At 75.3% G+C, this 23,113-nt stretch carries 27 protein-coding genes; 18 read left to right on the forward strand and 9 right to left on the reverse strand.

The window, feature by feature from the left end; genetic code table 11:
• Positions 1 to 53 precede the first annotated feature (53 nt).
• The 3 genes from F593_RS0104940 (at position 54) to F593_RS0104950 (ending at position 2,234) form a co-directional block, all read left to right on the forward strand.
• On the forward strand, positions 54 to 1,499 hold the full coding sequence (locus tag F593_RS0104940) for a hypothetical protein (protein ID WP_084629480.1): 1,446 nt from the start codon (positions 54 to 56) through the stop codon (positions 1,497 to 1,499).
• Positions 1,496 to 1,684: a hypothetical protein gene (locus F593_RS0104945; protein WP_028721443.1), complete on the forward strand. Its 189-nt coding sequence runs from the start codon at positions 1,496 to 1,498 to the stop codon at positions 1,682 to 1,684. The genes F593_RS0104940 and F593_RS0104945 overlap by 4 nt, the downstream gene beginning before the upstream one ends.
• Positions 1,685 to 1,979: 295 nt before the next feature.
• Positions 1,980 to 2,234 (forward strand): hypothetical protein, encoded by a 255-nt coding sequence (locus tag F593_RS0104950; RefSeq protein WP_022927651.1) that lies wholly within the window; start codon positions 1,980 to 1,982, stop codon positions 2,232 to 2,234.
• A gap of 99 nt (positions 2,235 to 2,333) precedes the next feature.
• On the opposite strand, the gene F593_RS27795 is transcribed toward F593_RS0104950, so the two are convergent.
• Entirely contained in the window at positions 2,334 to 2,981 is a 648-nt protein-coding gene (locus F593_RS27795) for an SCO family protein (protein ID WP_022927652.1), read from the reverse strand.
• A gap of 131 nt (positions 2,982 to 3,112) precedes the next feature.
• Here F593_RS27795 and moeB point away from each other — a divergent pair, with 131 nt between their 5' ends.
• The 7 genes from moeB (at position 3,113) to F593_RS0104990 (ending at position 10,308) form a co-directional block, all read left to right on the forward strand.
• Positions 3,113 to 4,300: a molybdopterin-synthase adenylyltransferase MoeB gene (gene moeB, locus F593_RS0104960; protein ID WP_022927653.1), complete on the forward strand. Its 1,188-nt coding sequence runs from the start codon at positions 3,113 to 3,115 to the stop codon at positions 4,298 to 4,300.
• Positions 4,301 to 4,314: 14 nt separating this feature from the next.
• On the forward strand, positions 4,315 to 4,590 hold the full coding sequence (locus F593_RS0104965; protein WP_022927654.1) for a ubiquitin-like small modifier protein 1: 276 nt from the start codon (positions 4,315 to 4,317) through the stop codon (positions 4,588 to 4,590).
• A 165-nt stretch (positions 4,591 to 4,755) separates the two neighbouring features.
• Positions 4,756 to 6,285 carry an ABC1 kinase family protein gene (locus tag F593_RS22555; protein ID WP_022927655.1) on the forward strand — a complete coding sequence of 510 codons (1,530 nt, stop codon included), beginning with the start codon at positions 4,756 to 4,758 and terminating at the stop codon, positions 6,283 to 6,285.
• A gap of 54 nt (positions 6,286 to 6,339) precedes the next feature.
• Complete coding sequence (locus tag F593_RS0104975; RefSeq protein ID WP_022927656.1) at positions 6,340 to 8,442, forward strand: RecQ family ATP-dependent DNA helicase; 2,103 nt, start codon at positions 6,340 to 6,342, stop codon at positions 8,440 to 8,442.
• 136 nt (positions 8,443 to 8,578) lie between these two features.
• A complete protein-coding gene (locus tag F593_RS0104980) occupies positions 8,579 to 9,553 on the forward strand; it encodes a PLP-dependent cysteine synthase family protein (RefSeq protein WP_022927657.1) in 975 nt (324 codons plus the stop codon).
• 4 nt (positions 9,554 to 9,557) lie between these two features.
• Positions 9,558 to 9,851, forward strand: a complete 294-nt coding sequence (locus F593_RS22560; protein WP_022927658.1) for a Sec-independent protein translocase subunit TatA/TatB — start codon at positions 9,558 to 9,560, stop codon at positions 9,849 to 9,851.
• A 49-nt stretch (positions 9,852 to 9,900) separates the two neighbouring features.
• Positions 9,901 to 10,308: a M67 family metallopeptidase gene (locus tag F593_RS0104990; protein WP_022927659.1), complete on the forward strand. Its 408-nt coding sequence runs from the start codon at positions 9,901 to 9,903 to the stop codon at positions 10,306 to 10,308.
• Positions 10,309 to 10,508: 200 nt separating this feature from the next.
• Here the strand turns inward: F593_RS0104990 and F593_RS0104995 are convergent, their stop codons facing one another.
• The 4 genes from F593_RS0104995 to F593_RS22565 all read right to left on the reverse strand — a co-directional run bounded on the left by F593_RS0104995 (position 10,509) and on the right by F593_RS22565 (position 13,627).
• Complete coding sequence (locus F593_RS0104995; protein ID WP_022927660.1) at positions 10,509 to 11,153, reverse strand: DUF1802 family protein; 645 nt, start codon at positions 11,151 to 11,153, stop codon at positions 10,509 to 10,511.
• A 250-nt stretch (positions 11,154 to 11,403) separates the two neighbouring features.
• Positions 11,404 to 11,541: a hypothetical protein gene (locus tag F593_RS29745; protein ID WP_022927661.1), complete on the reverse strand. Its 138-nt coding sequence runs from the start codon at positions 11,539 to 11,541 to the stop codon at positions 11,404 to 11,406.
• A 54-nt stretch (positions 11,542 to 11,595) separates the two neighbouring features.
• Positions 11,596 to 12,042, reverse strand: a complete 447-nt coding sequence (locus tag F593_RS0105005) for a hypothetical protein (RefSeq protein WP_022927662.1) — start codon at positions 12,040 to 12,042, stop codon at positions 11,596 to 11,598.
• Between the two features lie 109 nt (positions 12,043 to 12,151).
• Positions 12,152 to 13,627, reverse strand: coding sequence for an L-aspartate oxidase (locus F593_RS22565; protein ID WP_022927663.1), 1,476 nt, complete (start codon positions 13,625 to 13,627; stop codon positions 12,152 to 12,154).
• 19 nt (positions 13,628 to 13,646) lie between these two features.
• Between F593_RS22565 and F593_RS22570 the strand changes: the two genes are divergently transcribed.
• A complete protein-coding gene (locus F593_RS22570) occupies positions 13,647 to 14,675 on the forward strand; it encodes a histone deacetylase family protein (protein ID WP_022927664.1) in 1,029 nt (342 codons plus the stop codon).
• 44 nt (positions 14,676 to 14,719) lie between these two features.
• On the opposite strand, the gene F593_RS31045 is transcribed toward F593_RS22570, so the two are convergent.
• The 3 genes from F593_RS31045 to F593_RS0105030 are packed head-to-tail and all read right to left on the reverse strand — an operon-like array spanning position 14,720 to position 17,695.
• On the reverse strand, positions 14,720 to 15,181 hold the full coding sequence (locus F593_RS31045; protein ID WP_022927665.1) for a hypothetical protein: 462 nt from the start codon (positions 15,179 to 15,181) through the stop codon (positions 14,720 to 14,722).
• Positions 15,178 to 16,716, reverse strand: a complete 1,539-nt coding sequence (locus F593_RS29750; protein WP_022927666.1) for a hypothetical protein — start codon at positions 16,714 to 16,716, stop codon at positions 15,178 to 15,180. Before F593_RS29750 ends, F593_RS31045 begins: the two co-directional genes overlap by 4 nt.
• A gap of 25 nt (positions 16,717 to 16,741) precedes the next feature.
• On the reverse strand, positions 16,742 to 17,695 hold the full coding sequence (locus F593_RS0105030; RefSeq protein ID WP_022927667.1) for a glycosyltransferase: 954 nt from the start codon (positions 17,693 to 17,695) through the stop codon (positions 16,742 to 16,744).
• A 98-nt stretch (positions 17,696 to 17,793) separates the two neighbouring features.
• Here F593_RS0105030 and F593_RS22575 point away from each other — a divergent pair, with 98 nt between their 5' ends.
• Both F593_RS22575 and rdgB read left to right on the forward strand, forming a co-directional pair.
• The gene (locus F593_RS22575; protein WP_022927668.1) at positions 17,794 to 18,108 is read left to right on the forward strand and encodes a hypothetical protein; all 315 of its coding nucleotides are present in this window, start codon (positions 17,794 to 17,796) and stop codon (positions 18,106 to 18,108) included.
• An 88-nt stretch (positions 18,109 to 18,196) separates the two neighbouring features.
• On the forward strand, positions 18,197 to 18,784 hold the full coding sequence (gene rdgB / locus F593_RS0105040) for an RdgB/HAM1 family non-canonical purine NTP pyrophosphatase (RefSeq protein WP_022927669.1): 588 nt from the start codon (positions 18,197 to 18,199) through the stop codon (positions 18,782 to 18,784).
• Between the two features lie 76 nt (positions 18,785 to 18,860).
• Here rdgB and F593_RS30260 read toward each other — a convergent pair whose 3' ends face one another.
• On the reverse strand, positions 18,861 to 19,001 hold the full coding sequence (locus F593_RS30260; protein ID WP_022927670.1) for a hypothetical protein: 141 nt from the start codon (positions 18,999 to 19,001) through the stop codon (positions 18,861 to 18,863).
• Between the two features lie 241 nt (positions 19,002 to 19,242).
• Between F593_RS30260 and F593_RS0105050 the strand changes: the two genes are divergently transcribed.
• From F593_RS0105050 to F593_RS0105070, 5 genes are read left to right on the forward strand one after another with little or no spacing between them, the layout of a single operon-like run.
• Positions 19,243 to 19,515 (forward strand): HU family DNA-binding protein, encoded by a 273-nt coding sequence (locus F593_RS0105050; protein ID WP_022927671.1) that lies wholly within the window; start codon positions 19,243 to 19,245, stop codon positions 19,513 to 19,515.
• A gap of 47 nt (positions 19,516 to 19,562) precedes the next feature.
• Positions 19,563 to 20,450: an orotidine-5'-phosphate decarboxylase gene (gene pyrF / locus F593_RS22580; protein WP_281166649.1), complete on the forward strand. Its 888-nt coding sequence runs from the start codon at positions 19,563 to 19,565 to the stop codon at positions 20,448 to 20,450.
• A gap of 44 nt (positions 20,451 to 20,494) precedes the next feature.
• A complete protein-coding gene (locus F593_RS0105060) occupies positions 20,495 to 20,800 on the forward strand; it encodes a LysM peptidoglycan-binding domain-containing protein (protein ID WP_028721446.1) in 306 nt (101 codons plus the stop codon).
• 5 nt (positions 20,801 to 20,805) lie between these two features.
• A complete protein-coding gene (locus F593_RS0105065; RefSeq protein ID WP_157251579.1) occupies positions 20,806 to 22,071 on the forward strand; it encodes a D-alanyl-D-alanine carboxypeptidase family protein in 1,266 nt (421 codons plus the stop codon).
• Between the two features lie 14 nt (positions 22,072 to 22,085).
• A complete protein-coding gene (locus F593_RS0105070) occupies positions 22,086 to 23,060 on the forward strand; it encodes a 1-phosphofructokinase family hexose kinase (RefSeq protein WP_022927674.1) in 975 nt (324 codons plus the stop codon).
• Positions 23,061 to 23,113: the final 53 nt, after the last annotated feature.

Consider the following 23,113-nt stretch of genomic DNA (forward strand, 5'->3'; position numbering starts at 1 on the left):
AGGGGGTGGACAGGAGCGTCCCCCGGGCGCCCCGCTTGCCTACCATCCGCGGGATGCCTGATGCTGCACCGGCCCGGACCGCACGCTGGCCCGGGGTCGCGGGCGCGGTGCTCGCCGCGGCGCTGCTCGCCCCGGCGGCGGCCGACGCCCACGGGCTCGGCGGCACCCGCACGCTGCCCATCCCGGAGTGGCTGTTCGCCTGGGCCGCGGCGATCGTCCTCGTCCTCTCCTTCGTCGGTCTCTCCGTCCTCTGGCCGCGGCCGCGCCTCGCGGCGCTGGCCGTCGGGCGCTCGTGGGCCGTGCCGGCGCCCGTCCGCGTCGCGGGCCGCGTGCTGCTGGGCGCGCTCGGCGTCGCCCTGTGGGCGCTCACGGTCTGGGCCGGCATCACCGGGACGGACAACGTCCTCTCGAACGTCGCCCCGGCGATGGTCTACGCCGGCTTCTGGGTGGGCCTCCCCGTGCTCTCGATCCTCGTGGGCGACCTGTGGCGCGCCCTGAGCCCGTGGCGTGCGATCGCGGACGCCGCCTCCTGGATCGGCCGGCGGGTCGCCGGTCCCGACGGGCTCCCCGCCCCGACGTCCTGGCCGGCCCGCCTCGGCCTGTGGCCCGCCGCGGCGGTGCTGGTCGCCTTCGCCTGGCTCGAGCTCGCGGCGCCGAACAAGGACGACCCGGGGCTCCTGGGGGTGCTCGCCCTGCTCTACGGCGCCGCGATGCTCGTCGGCTGCTCCGTCTTCGGCACCCGCTTCCTGGACCAGGCCGACGGCTTCGACCGCTACTTCCGCCTGGCCGCCTCCCTGGCCCCGCTGCGCTGGCACGACGGCCGGCTGACGCTCCGCTGGCCGGGCACGGGGCTGGCCGAGGTGCGGGCCGAGCCGGGCCTCGCGGCCGTCGTGCTCGCGCTGGTGGGCTCGACAACGTTCGACGGCGTCTCGGGCGGCGAGCTCTGGACGGCCGACGGCTCCCCCGGCGTCGCGCTGCAGGACGCCCTGGGCTCGCTCGGTCTCGGCGCGAGCTCGGCCGCCACCGTGGCGGCGACGATCGGCCTGATCGTCGTGACGCTGCTCGTGACGGGCTTCGTCCGCCTGGGCATCGCGGGCGTGCGCAGCGTCGACCCGAAGCACCAGGACGCCCGCGAGCTGATGGGCCGCTTCGCGCCGACGCTGGTGCCGATCGCGATCGGCTACGCCGTCGCGCACTACTTCTCGTTCCTGCTGTCCCAGGGCCAGGCGCTCGGGTTCCTGCTCTCCGACCCCCGGGGCACCGGCGCGGACTGGTTCGGCACGGCCGGCTGGAAGGTCGACTACGAGGTGCTGAGCGGCAACGCGACGTGGTACGTCCAGGTCGCCGCGCTCGTCCTCGGGCACGTCGCCGGCCTCGTGGCGGCCCACGACCTGGCCCTGCGGACGTTCCGCGGTCCGCGGGCCGCCGCCCGCTCCCAGTACTGGATGCTCGCCGTGATGGTGGCGTTCACGTCGCTCGGTCTATGGTTGCTCTCGTGACGCTCCTCGCGCACATCGGCCACTGGTACCACGCGGTCCTGTACCTCGTACCCGTCCTGATCGTGGGCGGCGGCCTGTGGTGGGCCGGGCGCCACCTGCCCGAGGAGGGCGACGACGCGTTCGACGACGCCGACGACGACCGTCGGGACGGCCCGCGCCCGGAGGACGCGCGCGGCGTCTCCTGACCGCCCTCGGGCGTCGGGCCACCCGCGCCGCCCGAGCATCGGGGCGTCCCGGCGCGGTCGTCGCGGTCCGCTGCGGCGACCGTCTGCGGTCAACGCAATGGTCGTCGTCTCGACGGCGTACTCCCGGGCTCGACCAGGTCGCAACCGCCGGGTGTTGCGGCCCGTATCCCGGGTACGACCTCCCCCCAACGGCCCGTCTCGCGTGCGACGCGACACGCGACTCCTTTCACGTGGAACCAGATCTCGTGTACGGAGTGCTCAAGAGTAGGGCGAGCCCGTCGATCAGAGAAGCAACATGACCACCCGCGAAACGCACACGCTGCACGAGCTCCTCGACTCCGTCGAGGACACCCGCGACATCGTCGTCCGCCGCTACGACGCCGACGACCTGGCGCAGGCCGTGTGGAAGGCGGCGCGCGACGACGCCCACGAGGCGTGGACCGCGTGGGCGCGCCGCCCCGGCCGCGAGACCTGGGCCGTCTACCTCGCCGCCCAGGACCGCGAGGACGCCGCCTTCGCCCCCTTCGACCCGGCGCCCGCCCGGGCCTGAGCGCCGCCGTCCGGCGGCGCGCGCAGGCCCGGGCGCTCCGGGCCCGGCCGGCGCACCTCAGCCGGCGCGCGTGACCCGCCCCGCCCCGGCCGGCGCGCCTCAGCGCGCGGCGGCGGCCTGCGCCGCGTCCTGCCGCTGGACCTCGCGCACGTCGTGGGCGAGGCCGTCGGACTGCAGCTTCTCGCTGGGCCACGACACGCGCTGGCGCCCCTTGCGGTCGATGATCAGCGCGTAGGCGGAGTGGTCGAACCCGGCGCCCTGCGGCTGGATGCCGTAGGCCTTCCAGACCGGGGCCAGCTCCGCCCGCGTGCCGAGCACGAACCGCGCCCGGTCGCGCAGGCCCATCTTGTTCAGGAAGCGCTGCGCCGACCCCGGCGTGTCGCCCTCGGGGTCCACGCTGATCAGGAGCGTCGGGACGTCCTCGCCGAGCGTGTCGAGCGCCGTGGCGATCTGGCGCGCCATCGCGGGGCAGGTGTCGTCGCAGGTGGAGTAGACGAAGGTGACGATCGCCGCCGATCCGCGGAGGTCCTCGACGGACACGGGCCGGCCCTGCTGGTCGCGCAGGGCGAACGTGGGGGAGGGCGCGGGCGGGCGCGTGGCGCCCTGGAACGGCGAGCCGTCCGTCCGGATGCCCTCGGCCGCGGCCTCGGAGTCGGAGCCGGCAGGGCGCATGAGCGCCAGGGCGACGAGGACGCCGAGGACCACGACGGCGGTCGTCAGGAGGGACAGGCGAGCACGGGCGTTCACGGCCCTTCGAGGGTAGTCCCTCGGCGGTCGCGGGCGCGCCCGGTCCCCGCCCCGGCGACGGTCCCGGAAGCACCCGCCCGGCCGCTACACTTTGTAAAGCCGGTAATCCCTATGGAACTTCAGGTGAAGCCATGACCCCTTCGGGTGCGGAGTTCGTCCGCCAGATCAAGGGCCAGATCGCGGAAGTCGATCCGGCGCAGGTCCACGACGTCCTGTGGAACGAGGACGTCGTCCTCGTCGACGTCCGCGAGAGCGACGAGGTCGCCGCCGGCAAGCTGCCGGGCGCCGTCCACGTCCCCCGGGGGTTCTTGGAGTCCCGCATCGACGGCGCGGTCGGCGACCGCTCCAAGCGCGTCGTCCTCTACTGCGCGTCGGGCAACCGCTCCGCGCTGGCGGCCCGCACGCTGACCGAGGACCTCGGGTACGAGCGCGTCGAGTCCATGACGGGCGGCTACACGCTGTGGAAGGACCGCGGCTACGAGGTCGACGTGCCCCGCACGCTCACCGCGGAGCAGCGCGAGCGCTACAGCCGCCACATCCTGATCAACGAGGTCGGGCTCGAGGGCCAGATCAAGCTCATCGACGCGAAGGTGCTGCTCATCGGCGCCGGCGCCCTCGGCTCGCCGAACGCCCTCTACCTGGCGGCGGCCGGCGTCGGCACGATCGGGATCGTCGACGACGACGTCGTGGATCTCTCGAACCTGCAGCGCCAGGTCGTCCACGGCACCGCCACGATCGGCGTGCCGAAGGTCGAGTCGGCCGCGACGCGGATCAACGACCTCAACCCGGACGTCACCGTCGTCCAGCACAAGGGCCGGCTCGACGCCGACTCCGTGCTCGAGCTGTTCCGGGCCTACGACGTGATCGTGGACGGGACGGACAACTTCCCGACCCGCTACCTCATCAACGACGCCGCCGTCCGCCTGAACAAGCCGGTCGTGTCCGCCGCGATCCTCGGCTTCGAGGCGCAGCTCTCCGTGTTCGACACCTCGCAGGACGGCCCCTGCTACCGCTGCCTGTTCCCGGTGCCGCCGCCCGCCGAGCTCGCCCCGTCCTGCGGCGCCAACGGCGTGCTCGGCGTGCTGCCGGGAACCGCGGGCCTGCTGCAGGCCACCGAGGTCATCAAGCTCATCATCGGCGTGGGCGACTCTCTCCGTGGTCGCCTGCTGATGTACGACGCCCTGGCGGCCGAGTTCAACGAGGTCAAGGTCCGCAAGGATCCGGAGTGCCCCGTGTGCTCCCGCGACCGCGCGTCGATCTCCGACGAGGAGATGGGCGTCTTCCCCGACTACGAGGCGTTCTGCGCCGCCGCGGGCTAGGGTCCCGCTCTCTCATGGCCACGATTCGCATCCCCCCGGTCCTGCGCCCGTCCGTCGGCGGTGAGCGCCAGGTCAACGCCGACGGCAGCACCGTCCGTGAGGTCCTCGACGGCCTCTCCACGGCGCACGAGGAGCTCAAGACGCAGCTCTACGGTGCCGACGGCGAGCTCAACCGGTTCGTGAACGTCTACCTCAACGACGAGGACGTCCGCGTCCTCCAGGGCCTCGACACCGCGGTGGGGGAGAGCGACACGCTCCAGATCCTCCCGGCGATGGCCGGCGGCCGCTAGCGCGGCCGACGCCCATCGCGGCCGGCGGCCGCTAGCGCGGCCGTCGCCCATCGGCCGCCCGGCGCGGCCTAACCGCTCCGGGCGGCCCCCGGGTCGCCTGACGCACCGCGCGCCCGAGCGTCCGTTCCTGATCGGGCGCTCAGGTCCGCTCGCTACCCTCGACGGGTGCCCGACGGTCCGTCCGACAAGTCCCCCGAGTCCGCCGGGGAGCTGCCGACGGGGCGTGTCGCGCGGACCGCGCGCGTCGGCTCGCTCGTCGCCGGTCAGGGCCTGCGCTGGGCCGGCATGCGGGCCGCGAACCGGGTCCGCACGCCCGAGCGCTCCGCCGAGGCGCGCGCCGAGCGCACCGGCGCCCTCGTGCACCAGCTCGTCGACCAGCTCGGCCAGATGCGCGGCGCCGCGATGAAGATCGGCCAGGTCTTCTCGATGATCGAGTTCGACGGTCTCCCCGAGGACCAGCGCGACGAGCTGCGTACCAAGCTCGCCCAGCTGCGCGACGACGTCCCGCCCGTCCCGTTCCGCAAGCTCGAGAAGCTCATGCGCCAGGAGCTCGGTGGTCCGCTCTCCTCCGTCTTCGCCGACTTCGACGAGCAGGCCTTCGCCGCGGCGTCGATCGGGCAGGTCCATCGCGCCACGACGCTCGACGGCGACGACGTCGTCGTGAAGGTCCAGTACCCGGGCGTTGCCGAGGCGGTGGAGACCGACCTGCGCAACGCGATGATGCTGTTGCCCCTGGTCAAGCGCATCGCGCCGGGCCTCGACGCCAAGTCGCTGGCCAACGAGCTGCGGGAGCGGATCTCGGAGGAGCTGGACTACGAGCTCGAGGCGCAGAACCACCGCCGCATCGAGCGGATCTACCGCGGGCATCCGTTCGTCAAGGTCCCGCGGGTCTACACGGAGCTCTCGACCCGCCGCGTGCTCGTCTCGGAGTTCGTGCAGGGCCAGCGGTTCGAGGAGGTCCGGCGCCTGGACCAGGACGATCGTGACCGCTACGGCGAGATCGTCGTCCGCTTCTTCTTCGGGCTCCTGTTCCGCGACGGCATCGCGTTGGGTGATCCGCACCCGGGCAACTACCTGCGGTGCGCCGACGGCCGCGTCTGCTTCCTGGACTTCGGCCTGCTCCGCGACGTCGGCCCGGCCTACCTCGACGGGGAGCGCGCGATCGCCCGCGCGACCCGCGACGCCGACGCCGCGGGCCTGCGCGACGCCCTGATCGGCACGGGCTACCTGCCCCCGGAGCGCGCCGCCGCGATGGACGAGGACCTCGTCCTGCGCCTCATGCGCGCCATGGCGGGGTGGTACGCCGTCCCCGGCGACCGCCGCTTCACGCCCGACGCCGGCGACCCGCGCGTGTGGACCACCCCGGAGGGCGAGCCGGCCCCCGGGGCGCCGGGGGAGGCCCCGTCGCCGGTGACCGTCGACGGGGAGACGCCGGTCGACGAGGCCGCCGAGCGCGCGGCGCAGCGCGCCCAGTTCAAGGCCGTGCGCGCCGAGGCCAACCGCTTCACGCTCCCGCCCGAGGCCGTTCTCGTCCGCCGGATGGCGGACGTCGTCGCGATCGTCCTCGGTCAGCTGCACGCGGGCGGCGACTGGGGCGCGATCGTCGGCGAGTACCTCTACGGCGACGAGCCGACGACCGAGCTCGGCCGCGAGGAAGCCGACTTCGTCGCGGGATCGCGGCTCGATCGCGCCTGATCCGGCACGCCCCGTGACCCACGCGGCACGGGTACTCAGGCAGCATGGACCGGGATGTCGACCCTGACGGACACGCCCCTCGCCGACGAGGCCCTCGGCCGGCTGCGCCAGCTGACCGGCAACGGGGAGGCCACGTTCCGCGAGCACCAGCTCGACGCGATCCGCGACCTCGTGGAGGACCGCGCCCGCGTGCTCTGCGTGCAACGGACGGGCTGGGGCAAGAGCGCCGTCTACTTCGTCGCCACGGCGCTGCTGCGGGCGCGCGGGGCGGGGCCCACGCTCATCGTCTCGCCGCTGCTCTCGCTCATGCGCAACCAGCTGCAGGCCGCGGAGGCGATGGGCCTGCGCGCCCACACGATCAACTCGACCAACCAGGCGGAGTGGTCGACGATCGAGGGCCTGATCGCGTCGGACGACGTCGACCTGCTGCTCATCGGCCCGGAGCGGCTGAACGCCGACCGCTTCCGCGAGCGCCTCCTGCCCGTGGTGGCCGCGCGCACCGGGCTGCTCGTGATCGACGAGGCCCACTGCGTCTCGGACTGGGGCCACGACTTCCGGCCGGACTACCGCCGCATCAACGACGTGCTGGCGGGCCTGCCGGAGGACGCGGCGGTGCTCGGCACGACGGCGACCGCGAACGACCGCGTGGTCTCCGACGTCGTGGAGCAGCTCGCGGTCGAGGGCGACGCCGGGGCGGGCGAGCTGCGCACCTACCGCGGGTCCCTGGCCCGCACGAGCCTGCGGCTGGAGACCGTCGAGCTGCCGCACCCCGCGGAGCGCCTCGCGTGGCTCGTGGAGCACCTCCGCGGCCCGGACGCCCTGGAGGGCTCGGGCATCGTCTACGCCCTGACGGTCGCCGACGCCCAGCAGGTCGCGGCGTTCCTCCAGGAGCACGGGATCTCGGCCGAGGCCTACACGGGCCAGCAGGCGTCGGAGGACCGCGTGGCGCTCGAGGAGCGGTTGCAACGCGACGACGTGAAGGTCGTCGTCGCCACCAGCGCGCTGGGGATGGGCTACGACAAGCCCGACCTCGGGTTCATCGTCCACTACCAGGCGCCCGGCTCCGTCGTGGCGTACTACCAGCAGGTCGGGCGTGCGGGCCGTGGCGTCGACCACGCCGAGGTCGTGCTGCTGCGGGGCCGGGAGGACCGGCGGATCCAGGACTTCTTCATCACCCAGGCGTTCCCGAGCGCCGAGCGCGTGGCCGAGGTTCGCGGCGTGCTGGCCGACGCGGGCGACGCGGGGGCCACCACCCGCGAGATCCAGGCGCAGGTCAACCTCGGCCTGACCCGGCTGGAGGCCATGCTGAAGGTGCTGGACGTCGAGGGGGCCGTCGGACGCTCCGGCGGCCGGTGGGTCGACGTGCCCGGCAGCACCTGGACCTACGACGCGGAGCGCTACCGCCACGTCACCGAGCTGCGGCGGGCGGAGCAGGAGGCGATGGCCGCCTACGGCACCGACGGCCGCTGCCTGATGCGGACGCTGCAGGAGCAGCTGGACGACCCCGACCCGTCGGACTGCGGCCGCTGCGCCGTGTGCGCCGGGCCGCGGTACGCCGCCGCGCCGGACCGCGAGCTGGTCCGTGCCGGGCAGGCGGCCCTGCGCTCGCGACCCGTCGACTTCGACCCGAAGCGGATGGCGCCCGACGCCACCACTGGCGCCATGCGGAAGATCCCCGAGAACGTGCGCGTCGAGCCCGGCCGTGCGCTCGCCCGGCGCGGCGACGCGGGCTGGGACGAGCAGGTGCGCGAGGAGATCGCCGCCGGACGGGTCGGCGACGACGTCGTGGCGGCGATGGCCGAGCTCGTGCGGGGCTGGCGCATCCGTCCGGAGTGGGTCGCGGCCGTCCCGTCGCGCCGCGCCGGCGACCCGTCGTCCGACCTCGGCGCCCGGCTGGCCGCCGCGCTCGAGCTCCCGTGGCACCCCGTGGTGGTCCGCCGCGAGGAGCGTCCGCGCCAGGCGGACCAGCGAGGCGCCGCGCAGCAGGCGGCCAACGTGCGCGGGGCCTTCGGGATCGCGGGCGAGGTACCGGCGGGCGCCTGCCTCCTCGTCGACGACGTCCGGCAGAGCGGGTGGACGGGCGCGATGGTCGGCGGGCAGCTGCGCCGCCACGGCGCGGCCCGCGTCCACCCCGTGGTCCTGAGCACCGGCGGCTGAGCGGCCCGGCGGACGCGGCTTGGCACGCTACCGCCGGTCGCACGGCGCCGGCCGACGACGCGGACCAGCCGCCGCCGGCCCGGAGCCCCCGTCGCCCGGCGGCACGGCCGCTCAGCGTGTCTACACTTCGGTGTCCATGGCCCTGCCTCCCCTCGAGAACCGCCCGTGCGCGGGACGCTACGGCGACATCGTGCAGTCCATCGGGCACACGCCGCTGGTGGAGCTGAAGCGCCTGTCCCCGAAGCCGGGAGTGCGGATCTGGGCCAAGATGGAGTCGGCGAACCCGACGGGCTCGATCAAGGATCGCGTCGCCCGGGCCCTCATCGAGGACGCCGAGGAGCGGGGCACGATCGGCCCGGACTCCGTGATCCTCGAGCCGACGTCGGGCAACACCGGCATCGCGCTGGCCATGATCTGCCGGCGCAAGGGCTATCGGCTCAAGGTCGTCATGCCCGACAACGTCACGCAGGAGCGCACCGACCTCCTGCGGATGTACGGCGCGGAGATCGTCTACTCGCCGGGCGACCGGGGCAGCAACGGCGCCGTCGCCCTTGCCGAGAAGATGGCGGCGGAGGACGCGACGTACGTCATGCCGTACCAGTACGGCAACCCCGCCAACCCGCTGGCCCACTACAACGGCACGGCGCTCGAGGTCCTCGACGAGCTGGACGGCCAGGTCGACGCGTTCGTCGCGGGCCTCGGGACGGGCGGCACCCTGATGGGCAACGGCCGCCGGTTCAAGGAGGAGCTCGGCGACCGCGTCAAGATCGTCGCGGCCGAGCCCATGCAGGGCGAGCCGGTCCAGGGCCTCCGCTCGCTCGACGACGGGTTCATCCCGCCGATCATCGACCTTTCCCTGCTGGACCGGAAGATCTTCGTCACGAACAACGACGCGATCGTCTGGACCCGGCGCCTCCTCGACGAGGAGGGCATCTTCGCGGGCGTCAGCTCCGGCGCCATCGCCCGCGTCGCCGTCCGGATCGCGAACGAGATGGACGAGGGCAACGTCGTCTTCATCGTCTGCGACGACGGCTGGAAGTACCTCTCCTCCGGGATCTACACCCGCCCGCTGGAAGAGATCGAGAACCTCGAATCGACCCTTTGGTGGTGATGTGATGCCCGGTATCGGCGCACCCGAACTCATCGTGATCCTCGTGATCGCGCTCCTGGTCCTCGGCCCGAAGAAGCTCCCGGAGGTCGGCAAGTCGCTCGGCCGCGGGATGCGGGAGTTCAAGGACGGAATCTCGAACGCGAACCCGTTCGAGGACGACGACGAGGACGAGCGCCCCGCGCGCCGCGCCAAGCAGGTCGCGGCGGCCCCGGCGGCCCCGGTCGCCCCGGCGCAGCCCGTCGAGGCGGAGACGGACAGCCGCGAGGCGCAGGACGCCTTCGGCGCCAACAAGTCGTGACGGCAGCCCGGCGCCGGGCCGGCCACCCCGTCGCGTCCTGGGCCCGGACGTGAGGATCGCCCCGGCCCTCCTGGACGAGGTCGTCGCGCACGCGCTGCGCGACGCCCCGGACGAGTGCTGCGGGGTGGTGGCCCTGCGGGACGGGGTCGCCGTCTCCGTGCACCCCATGGAGAACGTGCTGCAGGGCCCGAAGCCGCTCGGCTTCGAGCTCGACGGCCTGACCCTGCTGCGCCTCATCGACGAGATCGAGGACGCCGGCGCGGAGCTGGGGGCGATCTACCACTCCCACACCCGGTCGCCGCCCTATCCGTCGCAGACGGACATCAACTTCGCGGGCGGCTGGCCCGGCGTGGAGTGGCTCATCGTCGGCACGAAGGGCGCCGAGCCCGAGGTCAAGAGCTACCTCATCACCCGGGACGGGGACATCACGGACGTGCCCGTCGCCGTCGCGGACTGAGCGCCCGCCCGCGGCCCGGGCCCGCGGCCTCTCCGGCAGGCCGCGACGGCGGTGGCCTCGATGCCCCCCGCGCCACGGAACGACGAAGGGCCGCCCTCGGGCGGCCCTTCGTCGTGCTGCACCCCCGCCGCGAGGTGTCGGCGGCGGGGGGAGAGGGGGCGCGTGCCGGGCCCAGGGCCCGCGGCGACGCCCCGGGGGGGCTAGGCCAGGGCCGGGAGCGCGGCGCGCTCGGCGGTGCCGTCCAGGATGGACTCGATCTGGTCCGTCGCGCGGGTGAACTCGTCGTCGGAGAGGACGGGCGTGCCCTCGAAGGGCAGGTCGCGCTGGATTTCCAGCCACGAACGGCATCCACCGAAGTCGTCACGCACGCGGACGGTCACCGGACGCGGGATGCGGTAGGCACGCAGCAGCACGACGTGCAGCGGGTGCCGGTGCTTCCAGTTCAGGCGCTTCTCGGCGTAGTCCGGCGTCCAGATGTAGTACGGGGACAGCGCCTCGACGACACGGGCATCCGTGACGGTGTAGTGCGCGACGGCCTCGGCCCAGGCCCGGATGCGGACGCGCTCCGGCTGCGGGATGCCGCCGTCGTCGGTCAGAGCCGTGGGGGGCGGATCGCCGTCCGGCCACACGCCCTCCTCGAGGGCACGACGCAGCTCGGGGAGGTGAGACTCCCGGATGACGTCGTTGCGCTGGTGATCGAAGGTGGGGTACAGAAAGAAGCGATCGTGGTCGAGACGGAAGTGCTTCTGCTCCTCCCGAATCCCGCCCTTCCGTAGCGTGAGCAGCTGCTCACCCTCGGCGAGGGCACGGACCGTGACCGCCCATTCCTTGAATGCAATAGGCATGGCGGTAACCAACTGTTGGTGATGAGACGATCCTGCGCGCAGCGTTACGAACGAAGATCGCAACAGGACGGAGACATCATCGTGACAGACGACGCTGCAAAATCCAAGGGCTGAAGCACTCTCCGTGCGGCAGCGCACGGATCTTGGCGATTCGTGCTAGGGCCCGTCGGGCAGCCCGAACGGTGTTCCCCGGCCGCCCGCGCCGGAGTCGCGAGGCGCAGCGTCTCGCCCCGCTCGCGGTGCCCGCGGCCTACGGCGGCAGCTCCCGGCCGGCGGCGAACGCGCGGCCCGACGCCCCGTCCGCCCCGCGCGCCGTCGGCCCGTGGTCGCCGTCGTCGACGGCGACCGGGTCCGTGGGGGTCCCGCCGACGTCGACGTCGACGAGCATCGGGGGCGAACGTCGCGCCGCCGGCCCCCCGCCGGCGGCGCGACCCCCGGCCGATCAGGCGGCGATCGGCAGGTCGGTGCGCTCGATGAACTCCTCCATCGGCTCCTCGGTCTCGCTGAGGTGCTGATGGGAGGGGCAGTAGCGCGAGCCGGTCAACGGATCGCGCTGGCACGGCTGGCCCCGACGGGTGGTGGCCTGGCACGTCGGCTTGGTGCCCGTCAGGTCGTGGCCGAGGTCCGGGCGGCGCCGGAGCTCGTCCGCGACCGTGCCGACGTACGTGTCCACGGTGCGCCAGACCTGGGCCTGGGCGGCCATCGGGAACAGGAAGCGGATCTCCCCGAACAGGTGCTTCGCCGGGTGGGCGAAGTAGTGGGGGTCCGTGACGAGTCGCTCGATCGTGCACTCGCAGGCCCGAAGCACGCGCTCCTGGGTGGTGCGAGAGCCGCCACCGGGCAGGTGCCGGGTGACGTCGCGGTAGAGAGTCCTGGAGAGGTGGTACATGGCGGGAAGCGACGGTGGGTTGGAACCGTCTACTTGTAAGAACCCGCCGAATGTTGGGTTTGAGTGAAGAAACCGGCCGATTCGTACCAGACCGCTCCTTAGCTGGAGCTTATCCGTCCCACCGCTCGTGGTGCGCCGGTGGGGGCGCGGAGCCCTCCAGGGGGCCCACCACGGTGTGCACCGCGTCGAGGGTGGGATCGAGCTCCGGGTGGTCCAGGCGGCGGTGCGCACCGCGGCTCTCCTCGCGGGAGAGGGCCGCCGCGCCGATCGCCCGTGCCAGGGGGTGCGGGTCGTCCCGCAGGGCGTGCAGTCCCTCCGCGTCGCGCTCGAGTCCGGCGTGACGCCACAGGGCCTCCCGGGTCTCCCGCGACGGCGGGATCACCGCGGAGCCGGCGGGAGCAGGGTCCAGGGAGCCCGGGAGCGCGGGCGCGTCGAGGGCCGCCCGGGCCGCCCGGCCGCCGAAGACGATGCACTCGGCCAGGGAGTTCGAGGCCAGCCGGTTGGCGCCGTGCAGGCCCGTGCAGGCGGTCTCCCCGACGACGTAGAGGCCGGGCACGCTGGTGGCGCCGTGCAGGTCGCAGGCCACGCCGCCCATCGTGTAGTGGCAGGCGGGGGAGACCGGGATCGGCGTGGTGGCCGGGTCCAGGCCCGACTCGCGCAGCGCGCCGACGACGTTGGGGAATCCGCCCGGGTCGACCTCGCGCATGTCCAGGAGCACGTGGTCGGTGCCCTCCTCCTTCATGGTCCGCCAGACCGCGAGCGCCACCTCGTCGCGCGGCGCCAGCTCCTTCACGAAGCGCTCGCCGCGACCGTCCAGCAGCAGCGCCCCCTCGCCCCGGATCGCCTCCGTCACGAGGAATCCCTCGCGGCCCGGGATGCCGGCGACCGCGGTGGGGTGGAACTGGACGAACTCGAGGTCCGCGAGGTCGGCGCCCGCCGCGTACGCCAGCTGCGCCCCGACGCCGACGGAGCCCGGCGGGTTCGTCGTGCGGCTCCACAGGGCCGCCGACCCGCCGCAGGCCAGGATCGTCGCGCGGGCCGCGACGGCTTGACCGTCCTCCGTCACCGCCCCGACGCACCGGCCCTCGGAGGTCCAGACGGCGCTTGCCCGCGTCGGCTCCATCACCGTGACCGCGGGGTGCGCGACGAGCTTCGCCGAGAGCTGGCGCACGAGCCGGCGTCCCGTGGCGGACCCGCCCGCGTGGACGACGCGCCGGTGGGTGTGGCCGCCCTCCAGGCCGAGGACGAGCCGCCCGTGGCGGTCGGCGTCGAACACGACGCCCAGCGACTCGAGGTCGGACACGGCGTCCGGGGCCTCGCGGCAGAGCACGTCGGCGGCGGAGCGGCGGACGAGTCCGCGGCCCGCCCGCTCCGTGTCGGCCAGGTGGGCCGCGGCGCTGTCGTCGACGGCCAGGGCGGCGGCCACGCCCCCCTGAGCCCAGTACGAAGCGGTCTCCGCGAGGGGCGTCGCGCTGATCACCGTGACGCGGGCGCCGTCGCGTGCGGCGCGGAGCGCGGCGTAGAGACCCGCCGCTCCCGCGCCGACGACCAGGACGTCCGTGTGCGCATCGGGGGCCGGGGGCATGGCGGGTACGGTATCCGGCGTGGCCCACCCCCTCTTCGCCCACGAGTCCTCGCAGCGTCACGACACCGGCTCGCACCCAGAGCGGGCGGCGCGGATCGTGGCGATCGAGCGCGAGCTCGCGGCGCGGGACTGGTGCGGCTTCGAGCGCCTGGAGTCGCCCGCGGCGACCGTGGAGCAGCTGCAGGCCGTGCACCCCGCGACGCACGTCGCGCGGATCCGCGCGCTCGCGGCCTCCGGGGGCGGCCGGATCGACGCGGACACGATCGTCTCGCCCGGCTCGTGGGACGCCGCGGTGCACGCCGCCGGCGGGGCGGTCGCCGTCGTGGACGCGCTGCTGCGGGACGGCGCGGGCCGTGCGGCGTCCGTCCACCGTCCGCCGGGGCACCACTGCGAGACCGCGGAGCCCATGGGCTTCTGCCTCTTCAACTCGGTCGCGGTCGCGGCGCGCCACGCCCGCGACGCGTACGGGATCCGGCGGGTCCTGGTGTTCGACTGGGACGTCCACCACGGCAACGGGACGGCCGAGATCTTCGCGGGGACGGACGAGGTCCTCTTCGTCTCGATCCACGAGTTCCCGCTCTACCCCGGTACGGGACGACCCGACGAGCGCGGGCACGGCGCCGGGGAGGGCCTGACGGTCAACCTCCCGGTGCCGGCCGGCAGCGGGGACGACACGTGGGTCGCGATGACGGAACGTGTCGTCCTGCCCGTCGCCCGGGAGTACGCCCCGGAGCTGATCCTCGTCTCCGCGGGCTACGACGCCCACGTGGAGGACCCGCTCGCCGGCTGCGAGGTGACGGACGGGGGGTTCGACCGCATGGCGGAGGCCGTGCACCGTCTCGGCACGGAGCTCGGGGTGCCGGTCGGCATGGTCCTCGAGGGCGGCTACGCCCCCGACGCGCTGGCCCGGTGCGTGGCGGGTACGCTCGGGACGTGGTCGTCGCCGGCGCCCGGGGCACCCGCGGCGGTGCCACAGGACGGCATCGTCGACCGCGCCCGCGCGTTCCTCGCGGAGCGCTGGCCCGGCGTGGCCGCCGACGCCGGCTGAGCCGCCCGCCACGCCCGGATCGGCCGGACGGGCGGGGGCGGGTGCTACGGCGTGGCGCCGCCGCTCGGGGCGTCGTCGCCGGGGGCGGGCTCGGGTGTCGACGTGGCGGGGCCCGGGGTCGTGGCGGCCGGGGCCGGGGTCGAGGCCGCGGGGGCCGGGGTGGCGGACGCCGCTCCCGGCGTGGGCGCAGCCGCGGCGCCGGGGGCGGGGGTCGCGGGCGCCGGGGCGGCCGCCGGCGGCGGCGTGACGGCGGCCGGTGGCACGGTCGTCGTCGTGTTCGCGGGGGGTGCGTCCGTCGTGGTCGTGAGGGCCACGAAGGCGCCGAGGGTGCCACCGGCGACGACGAGCACGGTCGCCGCGATCGCCGCGATCGGCAGCTTCCAGTTCGGCGTCGGGCTCATTCGGGTGCGGGCCGGGGCGCCGCAGCTCAGGCACCACGCCTGCTCGGCGCCCACGGTGTTCCCGCACCGCGGGCAGACGACGGGCTGCGGAGGGGTGCGGCTCATCGGTCCTCGCGGCCCCCGCGGCCCTTGGGGTCGCTGGGCGTGGACGGGCTCGCCCACGGCGGGGCGCCGCCCGGCGTGGTGCCCTCGGCGTTCGGTCGCGGCTCGCGGTCGCCGGGCTCGGTCGGGGCGGGCGTCGAGCCCGTGATCCGGGTCGGCTGGTCCGGCCGGTCCTCCGCGTCGCCGCCCTGACCGGACGCGGACCCCGGGTCGCCGGTCGGGACGGGCTGCGCGGGCGCCGGGTCGCCCGCCGGGACGGAGGTCGCCGGCTCGGGATCCCCGGTCGGGACGGGCTTCGGCGCGGGCGCGGGGTCCCCGGTCTGCACCGGCTTCGGGGTCGACCCGGTCGCGGTGGCCGGGGTGCCGCCGGCCACCGGGCCGGCTCCCGTCGGCTGTCCGGACGCGGCGGCCTGCGCGCCCGTCGTGCCGGCCGCGCTCGCGCCCGTGCCCGTCGCCTGCGGCGTCCCGGGGACCGCGCCGGGCGCGCCCATGACGGTGGCCGGATCGCTCGCCGGCGCCGCCGCGCCGTGCTGGCCGACGCGGATGCCGCACTGCGGGCAGAAGTTCGCGTCACTGCCGTGCAGCGCGCCACAGCGCAGGCACACCGAGACGCCCGGCTCGTGCAGCTCCTCGATGGTCTGGTAGTCCCGCAGGCCGTGCTCGAGGGCGTGCAGCTCGCTGTCGATGGCGCGCAGCGCGTCGACCTTCGCGCCGACCAGGACCTCGTTCTCCGTGCCGGCGCGGCGCAGCTCGAAGACGAGGCCACCCAGGTCGCGGTACCCCAGCTCGCGGACCCGGCGGAGGTAGCCCAGGCGGCGCCGCATGCGCCCCCGGTTGCGGACGCTGACGCGGGTGGGCACGACCGCGGCGTCGGCCGGCGGCGCGGCGGGCGCGGCGCCGAGGGCGCCCGGCTGGCCCGCCGGCGCGCCGGCGGCCTGCGGCGTGGCACCCGTGGCCTGCGGCGTGGCGCCGGCGGCCTGCGGCGTGGCGCCCGTGGGCTGGCCGGTGGCCTGCTGTGCACCCGTGGGCGTGGATGCGTCGCCCGTGACTCCGACGGCGGCCGTGCCCGCGGCACCGCCGGTGCCGGGCGCTCCGCCCACGGGCTGGGACGGGTCGCCCGTGACCGTGGCGGGCGGGGCCGGGCCGTCCGGCTGACCTGTGGGCGGCTCGCCGCCGGCCGGGACCTGCGGGTGGAACGCGGTGTCGGCGGCCCCGGGCACTGTGTGCACCTGCGTGGGGGCCTCGGCCGGAGCGTCCGGCCGCGCGTCGCCACCGGTCCCCGTGCCGGCCGTCGGCCCGGCGTCCGGGCCGGACGTCCCGGCGGCGGTGTCGCCGTCGGGAGGGCCGGACGGGGTGGCGCCCGCGTCCGACCCGGAGGCCGAGGGCGCCGCAGGGGCGGGCGACGACGTCTCGGGCGCGGCGGTGGCCCCCGCGGCGTCGGGCGGCGCGGCACCGGGGGGCGGGGTGCCCTCCGCGCCGACGCGGGGAGCGTCGTCCTTCCCGGAGCGCTGGCGGATGCGGTCGAAGAGCTTGCTCATGGGATGAGGGACGGGCCCCGCGGGGTCACCCCGCCGGACCGCGCTGCGAGTCTAGCGGCGACGGCAGGAGCGTCCGCCAGGCGTCCCGGAGGGCTCGGGCACAGGCGTCGGTGCCCAGGGGGAGCACGGCCCGGCGGCCGTCCACACGGGGATCCGGCGCGTCGAGGTGCGGCCGCAGGGCGGCGAGCCACCCGTCGGGGTCCCACGGGGCGCACAGGCAGCCCGGCGTGCGGCCGACCGTCGCCGGGTGGATGCCGGTGGGGGTCGCGAGCACGGGCACGTCGCAGGCCAGCGCCTCGACCGCGGCCAGCCCGAACCCCTCGTGCATCGTCGGGGCGACCACGGCGGTGGCGGCATTGATCCACTCGGGCATGCGGGTCGGGTCGACCCCGCCCAGCGTGCGCAGGGGCAGGCCGGCGCGGGCCGCGAGCTCCCGGGCCCGGTCGACGCGCTTGTCCGCGCGGGTCGGGTCCCAGGGGAAGAGCAGGAACCGCTCGGCGGGATCGAGGCCGAGCGCGGCGCGGGCCTCCGGGCGGGGGATCGCCCGGAACCGGTCGAGGGCCACGCCCACGGGCAGGACCTGTGCGCGGCGGCGGGCCCAGCCCGGGAGCGCGTCGCGCAGCTCCGTCGTCGAGGCGGCGACGAGGGACTGGGTCGGCAGCACCGCGAGGCTCACCAGCCGGCTCCGGGGCACGTGGACGTCCGTGCCGTGGAGCGTGACGCCGCGGCGGCGGGCCCGCACGACGAGCGCCGGGACGGCGGAGAGCCCGAAGTGGGCGTGCGCGACGTCGAACGTGCGGCTGCGGTAGCGGCGGTGGAGCGTGCGCGCCGCGGCGCGGTAGGCGCCCGGCGTCAGCTCTTCGAGGGTGACGTCGAGATCGGGCAGCCGGCGGAGCGCCGCGACGTGGTCGCGCACGAACCCACCCCGCTCCGGGTGCTCGGCGTCGGGCGCCATGTTCGACACGACGAGGACACGCATCCGGTGCGGATTGTGCACGGTCGGCCCCTGGTGCCGTCACGGGCCCCGGGCGGACCATGGCCGTGCAGTCCACGACCCGTCCAGCTCCAGGAGCCACCATGACCCACCAGCAGCTCGTCCCCACCTCGCCGTCCGCCGCGCGCCGCGCCGCCACCCGTCCGTCCGTCCCGCTCGCCCTGGCGCCCCGGGCGCTCGCCGCGCGCGCCCACCACGGGGCGCTCCGGCTCCGCGACGGCGAGCGCGGGCAGGGCACCGTCGAGTACGTCGCCCTGGCGATGCTGATCGCCGCGATCATGGTCGGCGTCGTCTCGGTCGCCGGCGGGCTCAAGGGTGGCGGGATCGCCCAGGCCGTCGTCGAGAAGGTGAAGTCCGCGATCGGCGCGGCCGGCACCGCGCCCGGGGGCAAGGGCTGACGGTGGACGGCCCGGGCGCGCCCGGACCGTCCCCGGAGCGCGCTGCGAGCGCCGATCCGCGCCCGTACCGGGTGCCTAGGATGGGGGTGTGAGCACCCTCATCCTCGCCACCGGAAACCCGCACAAGGCCGAGGAGTTCGCCGAGCTGCTGCGGCCGTGGTCGGTCGCCCCGCTGCCCGACAACGTCGACCTGCCCCCGGAGACGGGGACGACGTTCGCCGAGAACGCGCTCGGCAAGGCCCGCGCGGCCGCCGCGGGCACCGGGCGGGCGTGCTTCGGCGACGACTCCGGGATCGCGGCCGACGCCCTCGACGGCGCGCCGGGGGTGCGCTCCGCCCGGTTCGCGGGGGAGGACGCCACGGACGAGGAGAACCTCGCGCTGTTCCGCGAGCTCGTGCCCGCCGGCAGCGCCGTGAGCTACGTCTGCGCGATCGCGTACGTCGATCCGCGGGCCGGCGTGGAGCACGTCGTGGAGGGCCGCTGCACCGGCACGGTCGCGCCGGAGCCGCGCGGCGAGGGCGGATTCGGCTACGACCCGATCTTCGTCCCCGACGAGACCGAGATCGCCCGTGGACGCACCGTCGCGGAGCTCACGCCGGCCGAGAAGGGCGCCATCTCCCACCGCGGGATCGCGGCCCGCGAGCTGCTGGCCTGGCTGGGGTCGCGCGACCGCTGAGCCGGCGGCCGGGGAGCGACGACCTCGCGCCCGGCGCCGGTCCGGTCGCCGGGCTCCGAGGCCCGAAAACCCCTGCTCAGCGCAGGTTCGTGGCGGCGGCGAGGCCGACGGCGGCGGCGACGCCGCCGTAGCCGTAGCGGTGCCCGAGGACGAGCACGATCGCGGTCACGAGGCACGCCAGGATGACGATCGACCAGGCGATCCGCTCCAGAGTCATGGCCGGTATCCAAGCACCTCGCAGGCGTCCCGGCGCGACGCCCGGCAGGGGGCTCGTCGGGCGGTCGCCGGGCCGGCCGAGGGGGGACCGCACGACGTTCCGTCCTGCCGGGACGGCACACTCTCGCCGTCCGTCCCTGCTCCCCAGCAGGCGATGGGTCGCTCTCCCGCTCCTGCGGGGGGCGTGCAGACGCGATAGCGTCGCAACAAGAAACGTGCCCCACCACAGGAGGAGCGGTTAGATGACCAAGGCAGAGTTCGTGGACCACGTGGCCGAGAAGGCCGGTCTCGGCAAGAAGGACGCGCAGGCCGCCGTCGACGCCGTGCTCGACACGATCACCGACGCGCTGTCCCGCGGGAGCGACGTCACGTTCTCCGGCTTCGGCAAGTTCTCGGTCGCCGAGCGCAGCGCCCGCAAGGGCATCAACCCCGCGACCGGTCAGCAGATCGACATCGCGGCGAAGAAGCTGCCGAAGTTCTCCGCTGGCGCCGCGCTGAAGAAGTCGGTCGCCTGACGACGAACGTCCTCGACGACCGGTCGGCTCCCGGGTTCGGGAGTCGGCTGGCGTCCGCGGTGCGGCGGCGCGAGAGCGCCATCGCCGTCGGGCTGGACCCCGACCCGTCGCGCCTCTGGCGTGGCGGGACCACCGTTCCGGTCGATGCGACCCCCGCGGCCCGTGCCGCGTTCGCCGTCGCCGACCACTGCCGTCGCGTCCTCGACGCGGTGGCCCCGGCCTGTGTGGCCGTGAAGCTCCAGAGCGCCTCCTTCGAGCGCCTCGGTGCCGATGGCGTCCGCGCCCTCCACGAGGTCGCAGGTCACGCCCGCACCCTCGATCTCCTCGTCGTCCTCGACGCCAAGCGCGGCGACATCGACGTCTCCGCCGCCTCGTACGCCCAGGCGGCCTTCGGCGGTGTCGACACCCCGTGGGGCCCCGTGCCCGGGGTGGGCGCCGACGCGGTGACCGTCGCCCCCTACATGGGCGGCGACAGCATCCGGCCCTTCGTCACCGCCGGCCGCCGCACCGGGGGCGGGCTGTTCGTCCTCGTTCGCACCTCGAACCCCGGGGCGGCCGACCTGCAGGAGCACGTCCTCGTCGAGGGCGACCCCGTCTGGGCGCGGGTGGCGCGCGCGGTCGCCGCGCTCGGCGACGACGCCTCGCCGGAGGGACCCGTCGCCGACGTCGGGGCCGTGGTGGGCGCCACCGCGCCCGACCGCATCGGCCGGCTGCGCGAGCTCATGCCGCGCGCCCCGTTCCTGCTCCCCGGCGTCGGCGCGCAGGGTGGGCGCGTCGAGGATCTGGCCGCCGCGTTCGCGCCCGGACCGGGCGCCGCCCTCGTGACCGCGTCGCGCTCCGTGGTCCACGCCGCGGGCGACGGCCACGAGGACCCGGGCCCCGACGCCCGCCGTGCCGCCGAGGCCCTGCGGGCCGCCGCGGCGGGCCTGCGCTGAGCCCGACCTCCCGCTCTTCCGCCCCGACGCCTATCCTCCCTGCGATGCCGCCGCGCAGCCCCACCCGCTTCCTCGCGCCCGGCGCCCTCCTGGCCGTGCTCGTCGCGGTCTTCCTCGTCGTCAGCGGCGGCATGGGCGGGGTCTCGGACCCGGCGCCTTCAGCGGGCACGACCACCGAGGCCGTGGCCACGAAGAAGCCGTCGACGCGCAAGCGCTACACGATCCGCTCGAACGACAACCTGTCGTCGATCGCGGAGCGCTTCGGCGTCTCGGTCGACCGGCTCGTCGAGCTGAACCCGAAGATCGACCCACAGACGCTCCGCGCCGGACAGCGCCTTCGCCTGCGGTGACCCGCGTGCTGCGACGCCCCGCCGGCGCGCGGGGCGCGTCGGCCCTGCTCGCGATGGTCGTCCTGCTCCTCTCGGCACTCGCGCCGACCGCGCGGGCCGCGGAGGACGACGCCCCCGACGTCGGCGCCCCGGCGGCCCTGGCCGTCGAGCTCTCCACGGGCGACGTCGTCTTCGAGCGGCGCAAGGACGACCAGCGCGGCATCGCGTCGACCACGAAGCTCATGACGGCGCTGGTCGCCCTCGAGCGCGAGCCCGACCTCTCCCGCCGCTTCACCGTCCCCGCCTACGACGCGAGCCCGGGCGAGTCGCTCGCGAACCTCCACACCGGCGACCGCATGACCCTGCGGGACCTGCTCACGGGCATGATGCTGCCGTCGGGCAACGACGCCGCCACGGCGATCGCACGGGCGGTCGGCGGATCGGTCCCCGCCTTCGTCCGGCTCATGAACGACCGCGCGCGGAAGATCGGCATCGACGCGCGCTTCACGAACCCCGTGGGCCTCGACGCGCCCGGCCACCACGCCAGCGCGGCCGACCTGGTGAAGATCACGCTGCTGCTGCGCCGCTACCCGGCGTTCCGCGAGATCGTCGACGAGCGCTCCGCGACGCTCTCCTCCGCCAGCCCGCCGATCACGGTGGTCAACCGCAACACGCTGGTGCAGAGCGTGCCGTGGGTCGACGGCGTGAAGACCGGCCACACCCGCGCGTCGGGCTACGCGCTCGTGGGCTCGGGCCGGCGGCGCGGGATCGACGTGGTGACGGTCGTCCTGGGGACCTCGTCCGAGGCGGAGCGCAACAGCGACAGCCTGGCGCTCCTGCGCTACGCCCTCGCCCGCTACGAACGCGCCCGGCCGCTCCGGCGGGGGGAGGCGCTCGAGGCGCTGCCGCTGCGCTACCGCGACTCCCGCGTGCGGATCGTGGCGGCCGGGTCGGTCACGCGCACGGCCCGCCGCGGGGAGCGCTTCACGACCCGCGTGATCGGCCTGCCCCGCGACGTCGAGGGGCCGCTGAAGGCCGGAGCCCGCCTCGGCACGGTCGAGCTGGTGCAACGCGGGCGCGTCGTCGCCCGGGTCCCCGCGGTCACGGAGCGCGCGGTCGCGGCCGCCACGTTCTGGGAACGCCTCGACGACCACCTCGAACGCGGCTGGGTGCGGTTCCTGCTCGCCGCCGCGGTGCTGTGCGTCCTCGCGCTCGCGCTCCTCGTGTACCGCGCACGGCGTGTGGCGCGCCGCCCCAGCGGGAGCCCTCGTGGCTCGTCCCCGACCACGTAGGGTGGCCCCGAGCGATGATCATCACCGTCACCCTCAACGCGGCCATCGACCGCTCCCTCGTCGTCCCGAACATCCGTCTCGCCCACCGGCACCGTGCCGTGGAGCAGACGACGCTCGCGGGCGGCAAGGGCGTCAACGTCGCCCGGACGCTCAAGACGCTCGGGCAGCCGGTCATCGCGACGGGCTTCGCCGGCGGGGCGACGGGCACGCGCATCGTCGAGCAGCTGACGCGGGAGTCGATCCTCAACGACTTCGTGCGCATCGCGGACGAGTCGCGCACGAACACCGCGATCTTCGATCCGACGTCGGGCGTGCAGACCGAGGTCAACGAGAAGGGCCCGCGCGTCGACGAGCGCGAGCTCGAGCTCTTCCAGGACAAGCTCCTCTACCTCGCCCGCGGCGCCGACATCGTCGTGCTCGCCGGCTCCCTGCCGCGCAACGTGCCCGACACGGTCTACGGCGATCTCGTGCGCGAGCTCCACCGCATGAACGTCCGGGTCTACGCGGACACGGACGGCGAGCCGTTGCGCCACCTCCTCAAGAGCGAGCCGGACGGGCTGACCCCGAACCAGCTCGAGACGGAGGAGATCGTCGGCCACGAGTTCACGGGCGACGAGGACCGCGCGCTGGCGATCCGCGAGCTGCTCGACCACGGCGTGCGCGAGGCCGTGATGACGCTGCAGGACGGCTGCGTCGCGGGCATGCGCCACGACGGGGGAGCGGGCGGCCCGCTCGGCCAGCACCTGCTGCGCGCCCGGATCGACGTGCGTGAGACCGTCGCCCGGATCGGCTCGGGCGACGCGTTCCTCGCCGGGCTCGTGGCTGCGCGCTACGAGCAGCGCTCGGACGAGGAGAGCCTCCGCTACGCCGTCGCGTGCGGTGCCGACGCGACGCAGCGGCTGGGCGCCGGCCTCGTCGATCCCCGGCAGGTCGAGCGGCTCGTGCACGACGTCGTCATCGAGCCCATCGAGCTCGACGACGAGGACTGACCCCGCCCGGTCCTCCCGCCGGGCGGCGCGGCGCGGCGCGTCCCACGGCCGTG

This window comes from Patulibacter americanus DSM 16676, assembly GCF_000420025.1.
GTDB lineage: Bacteria > Actinomycetota > Thermoleophilia > Solirubrobacterales > Solirubrobacteraceae > Patulibacter > Patulibacter americanus.

What these genes read in the sequence shown, in the direction of transcription:
- F593_RS22560 (WP_022927658.1), top strand. Translation starts at nt 9,558, where the DNA reads ATGCCCGGTATCGGCGCACCCGAACTCATCGTGATCCTCGTGATCGCG.
- F593_RS0105005 (WP_022927662.1), bottom strand. Translation starts at nt 12,042, where the DNA reads ATGTACCACCTCTCCAGGACTCTCTACCGCGACGTCACCCGGCACCTG.
- F593_RS0104995 (WP_022927660.1), bottom strand. Translation starts at nt 11,153, where the DNA reads ATGCCTATTGCATTCAAGGAATGGGCGGTCACGGTCCGTGCCCTCGCC.
- F593_RS0104980 (WP_022927657.1), top strand. Translation starts at nt 8,579, where the DNA reads ATGGCCCTGCCTCCCCTCGAGAACCGCCCGTGCGCGGGACGCTACGGC.
- F593_RS0105050 (WP_022927671.1), top strand. Translation starts at nt 19,243, where the DNA reads ATGACCAAGGCAGAGTTCGTGGACCACGTGGCCGAGAAGGCCGGTCTC.
- F593_RS0104975 (WP_022927656.1), top strand. Translation starts at nt 6,340, where the DNA reads ATGTCGACCCTGACGGACACGCCCCTCGCCGACGAGGCCCTCGGCCGG.
- F593_RS0105060 (WP_028721446.1), top strand. Translation starts at nt 20,495, where the DNA reads ATGCCGCCGCGCAGCCCCACCCGCTTCCTCGCGCCCGGCGCCCTCCTG.
- F593_RS0105070 (WP_022927674.1), top strand. Translation starts at nt 22,086, where the DNA reads ATGATCATCACCGTCACCCTCAACGCGGCCATCGACCGCTCCCTCGTC.
- F593_RS29750 (WP_022927666.1), bottom strand. Translation starts at nt 16,716, where the DNA reads ATGAGCAAGCTCTTCGACCGCATCCGCCAGCGCTCCGGGAAGGACGAC.
- F593_RS0104940 (WP_084629480.1), top strand. Translation starts at nt 54, where the DNA reads ATGCCTGATGCTGCACCGGCCCGGACCGCACGCTGGCCCGGGGTCGCG.
- F593_RS29745 (WP_022927661.1), bottom strand. Translation starts at nt 11,541, where the DNA reads ATGCTCGTCGACGTCGACGTCGGCGGGACCCCCACGGACCCGGTCGCC.
- F593_RS0104950 (WP_022927651.1), top strand. Translation starts at nt 1,980, where the DNA reads ATGACCACCCGCGAAACGCACACGCTGCACGAGCTCCTCGACTCCGTC.
- moeB (WP_022927653.1), top strand. Translation starts at nt 3,113, where the DNA reads ATGACCCCTTCGGGTGCGGAGTTCGTCCGCCAGATCAAGGGCCAGATC.
- F593_RS22565 (WP_022927663.1), bottom strand. Translation starts at nt 13,627, where the DNA reads ATGCCCCCGGCCCCCGATGCGCACACGGACGTCCTGGTCGTCGGCGCG.
- F593_RS31045 (WP_022927665.1), bottom strand. Translation starts at nt 15,181, where the DNA reads ATGAGCCGCACCCCTCCGCAGCCCGTCGTCTGCCCGCGGTGCGGGAAC.
- F593_RS0105030 (WP_022927667.1), bottom strand. Translation starts at nt 17,695, where the DNA reads ATGCGTGTCCTCGTCGTGTCGAACATGGCGCCCGACGCCGAGCACCCG.
- F593_RS0104965 (WP_022927654.1), top strand. Translation starts at nt 4,315, where the DNA reads ATGGCCACGATTCGCATCCCCCCGGTCCTGCGCCCGTCCGTCGGCGGT.
- F593_RS30260 (WP_022927670.1), bottom strand. Translation starts at nt 19,001, where the DNA reads ATGACTCTGGAGCGGATCGCCTGGTCGATCGTCATCCTGGCGTGCCTC.
- F593_RS22575 (WP_022927668.1), top strand. Translation starts at nt 17,794, where the DNA reads ATGACCCACCAGCAGCTCGTCCCCACCTCGCCGTCCGCCGCGCGCCGC.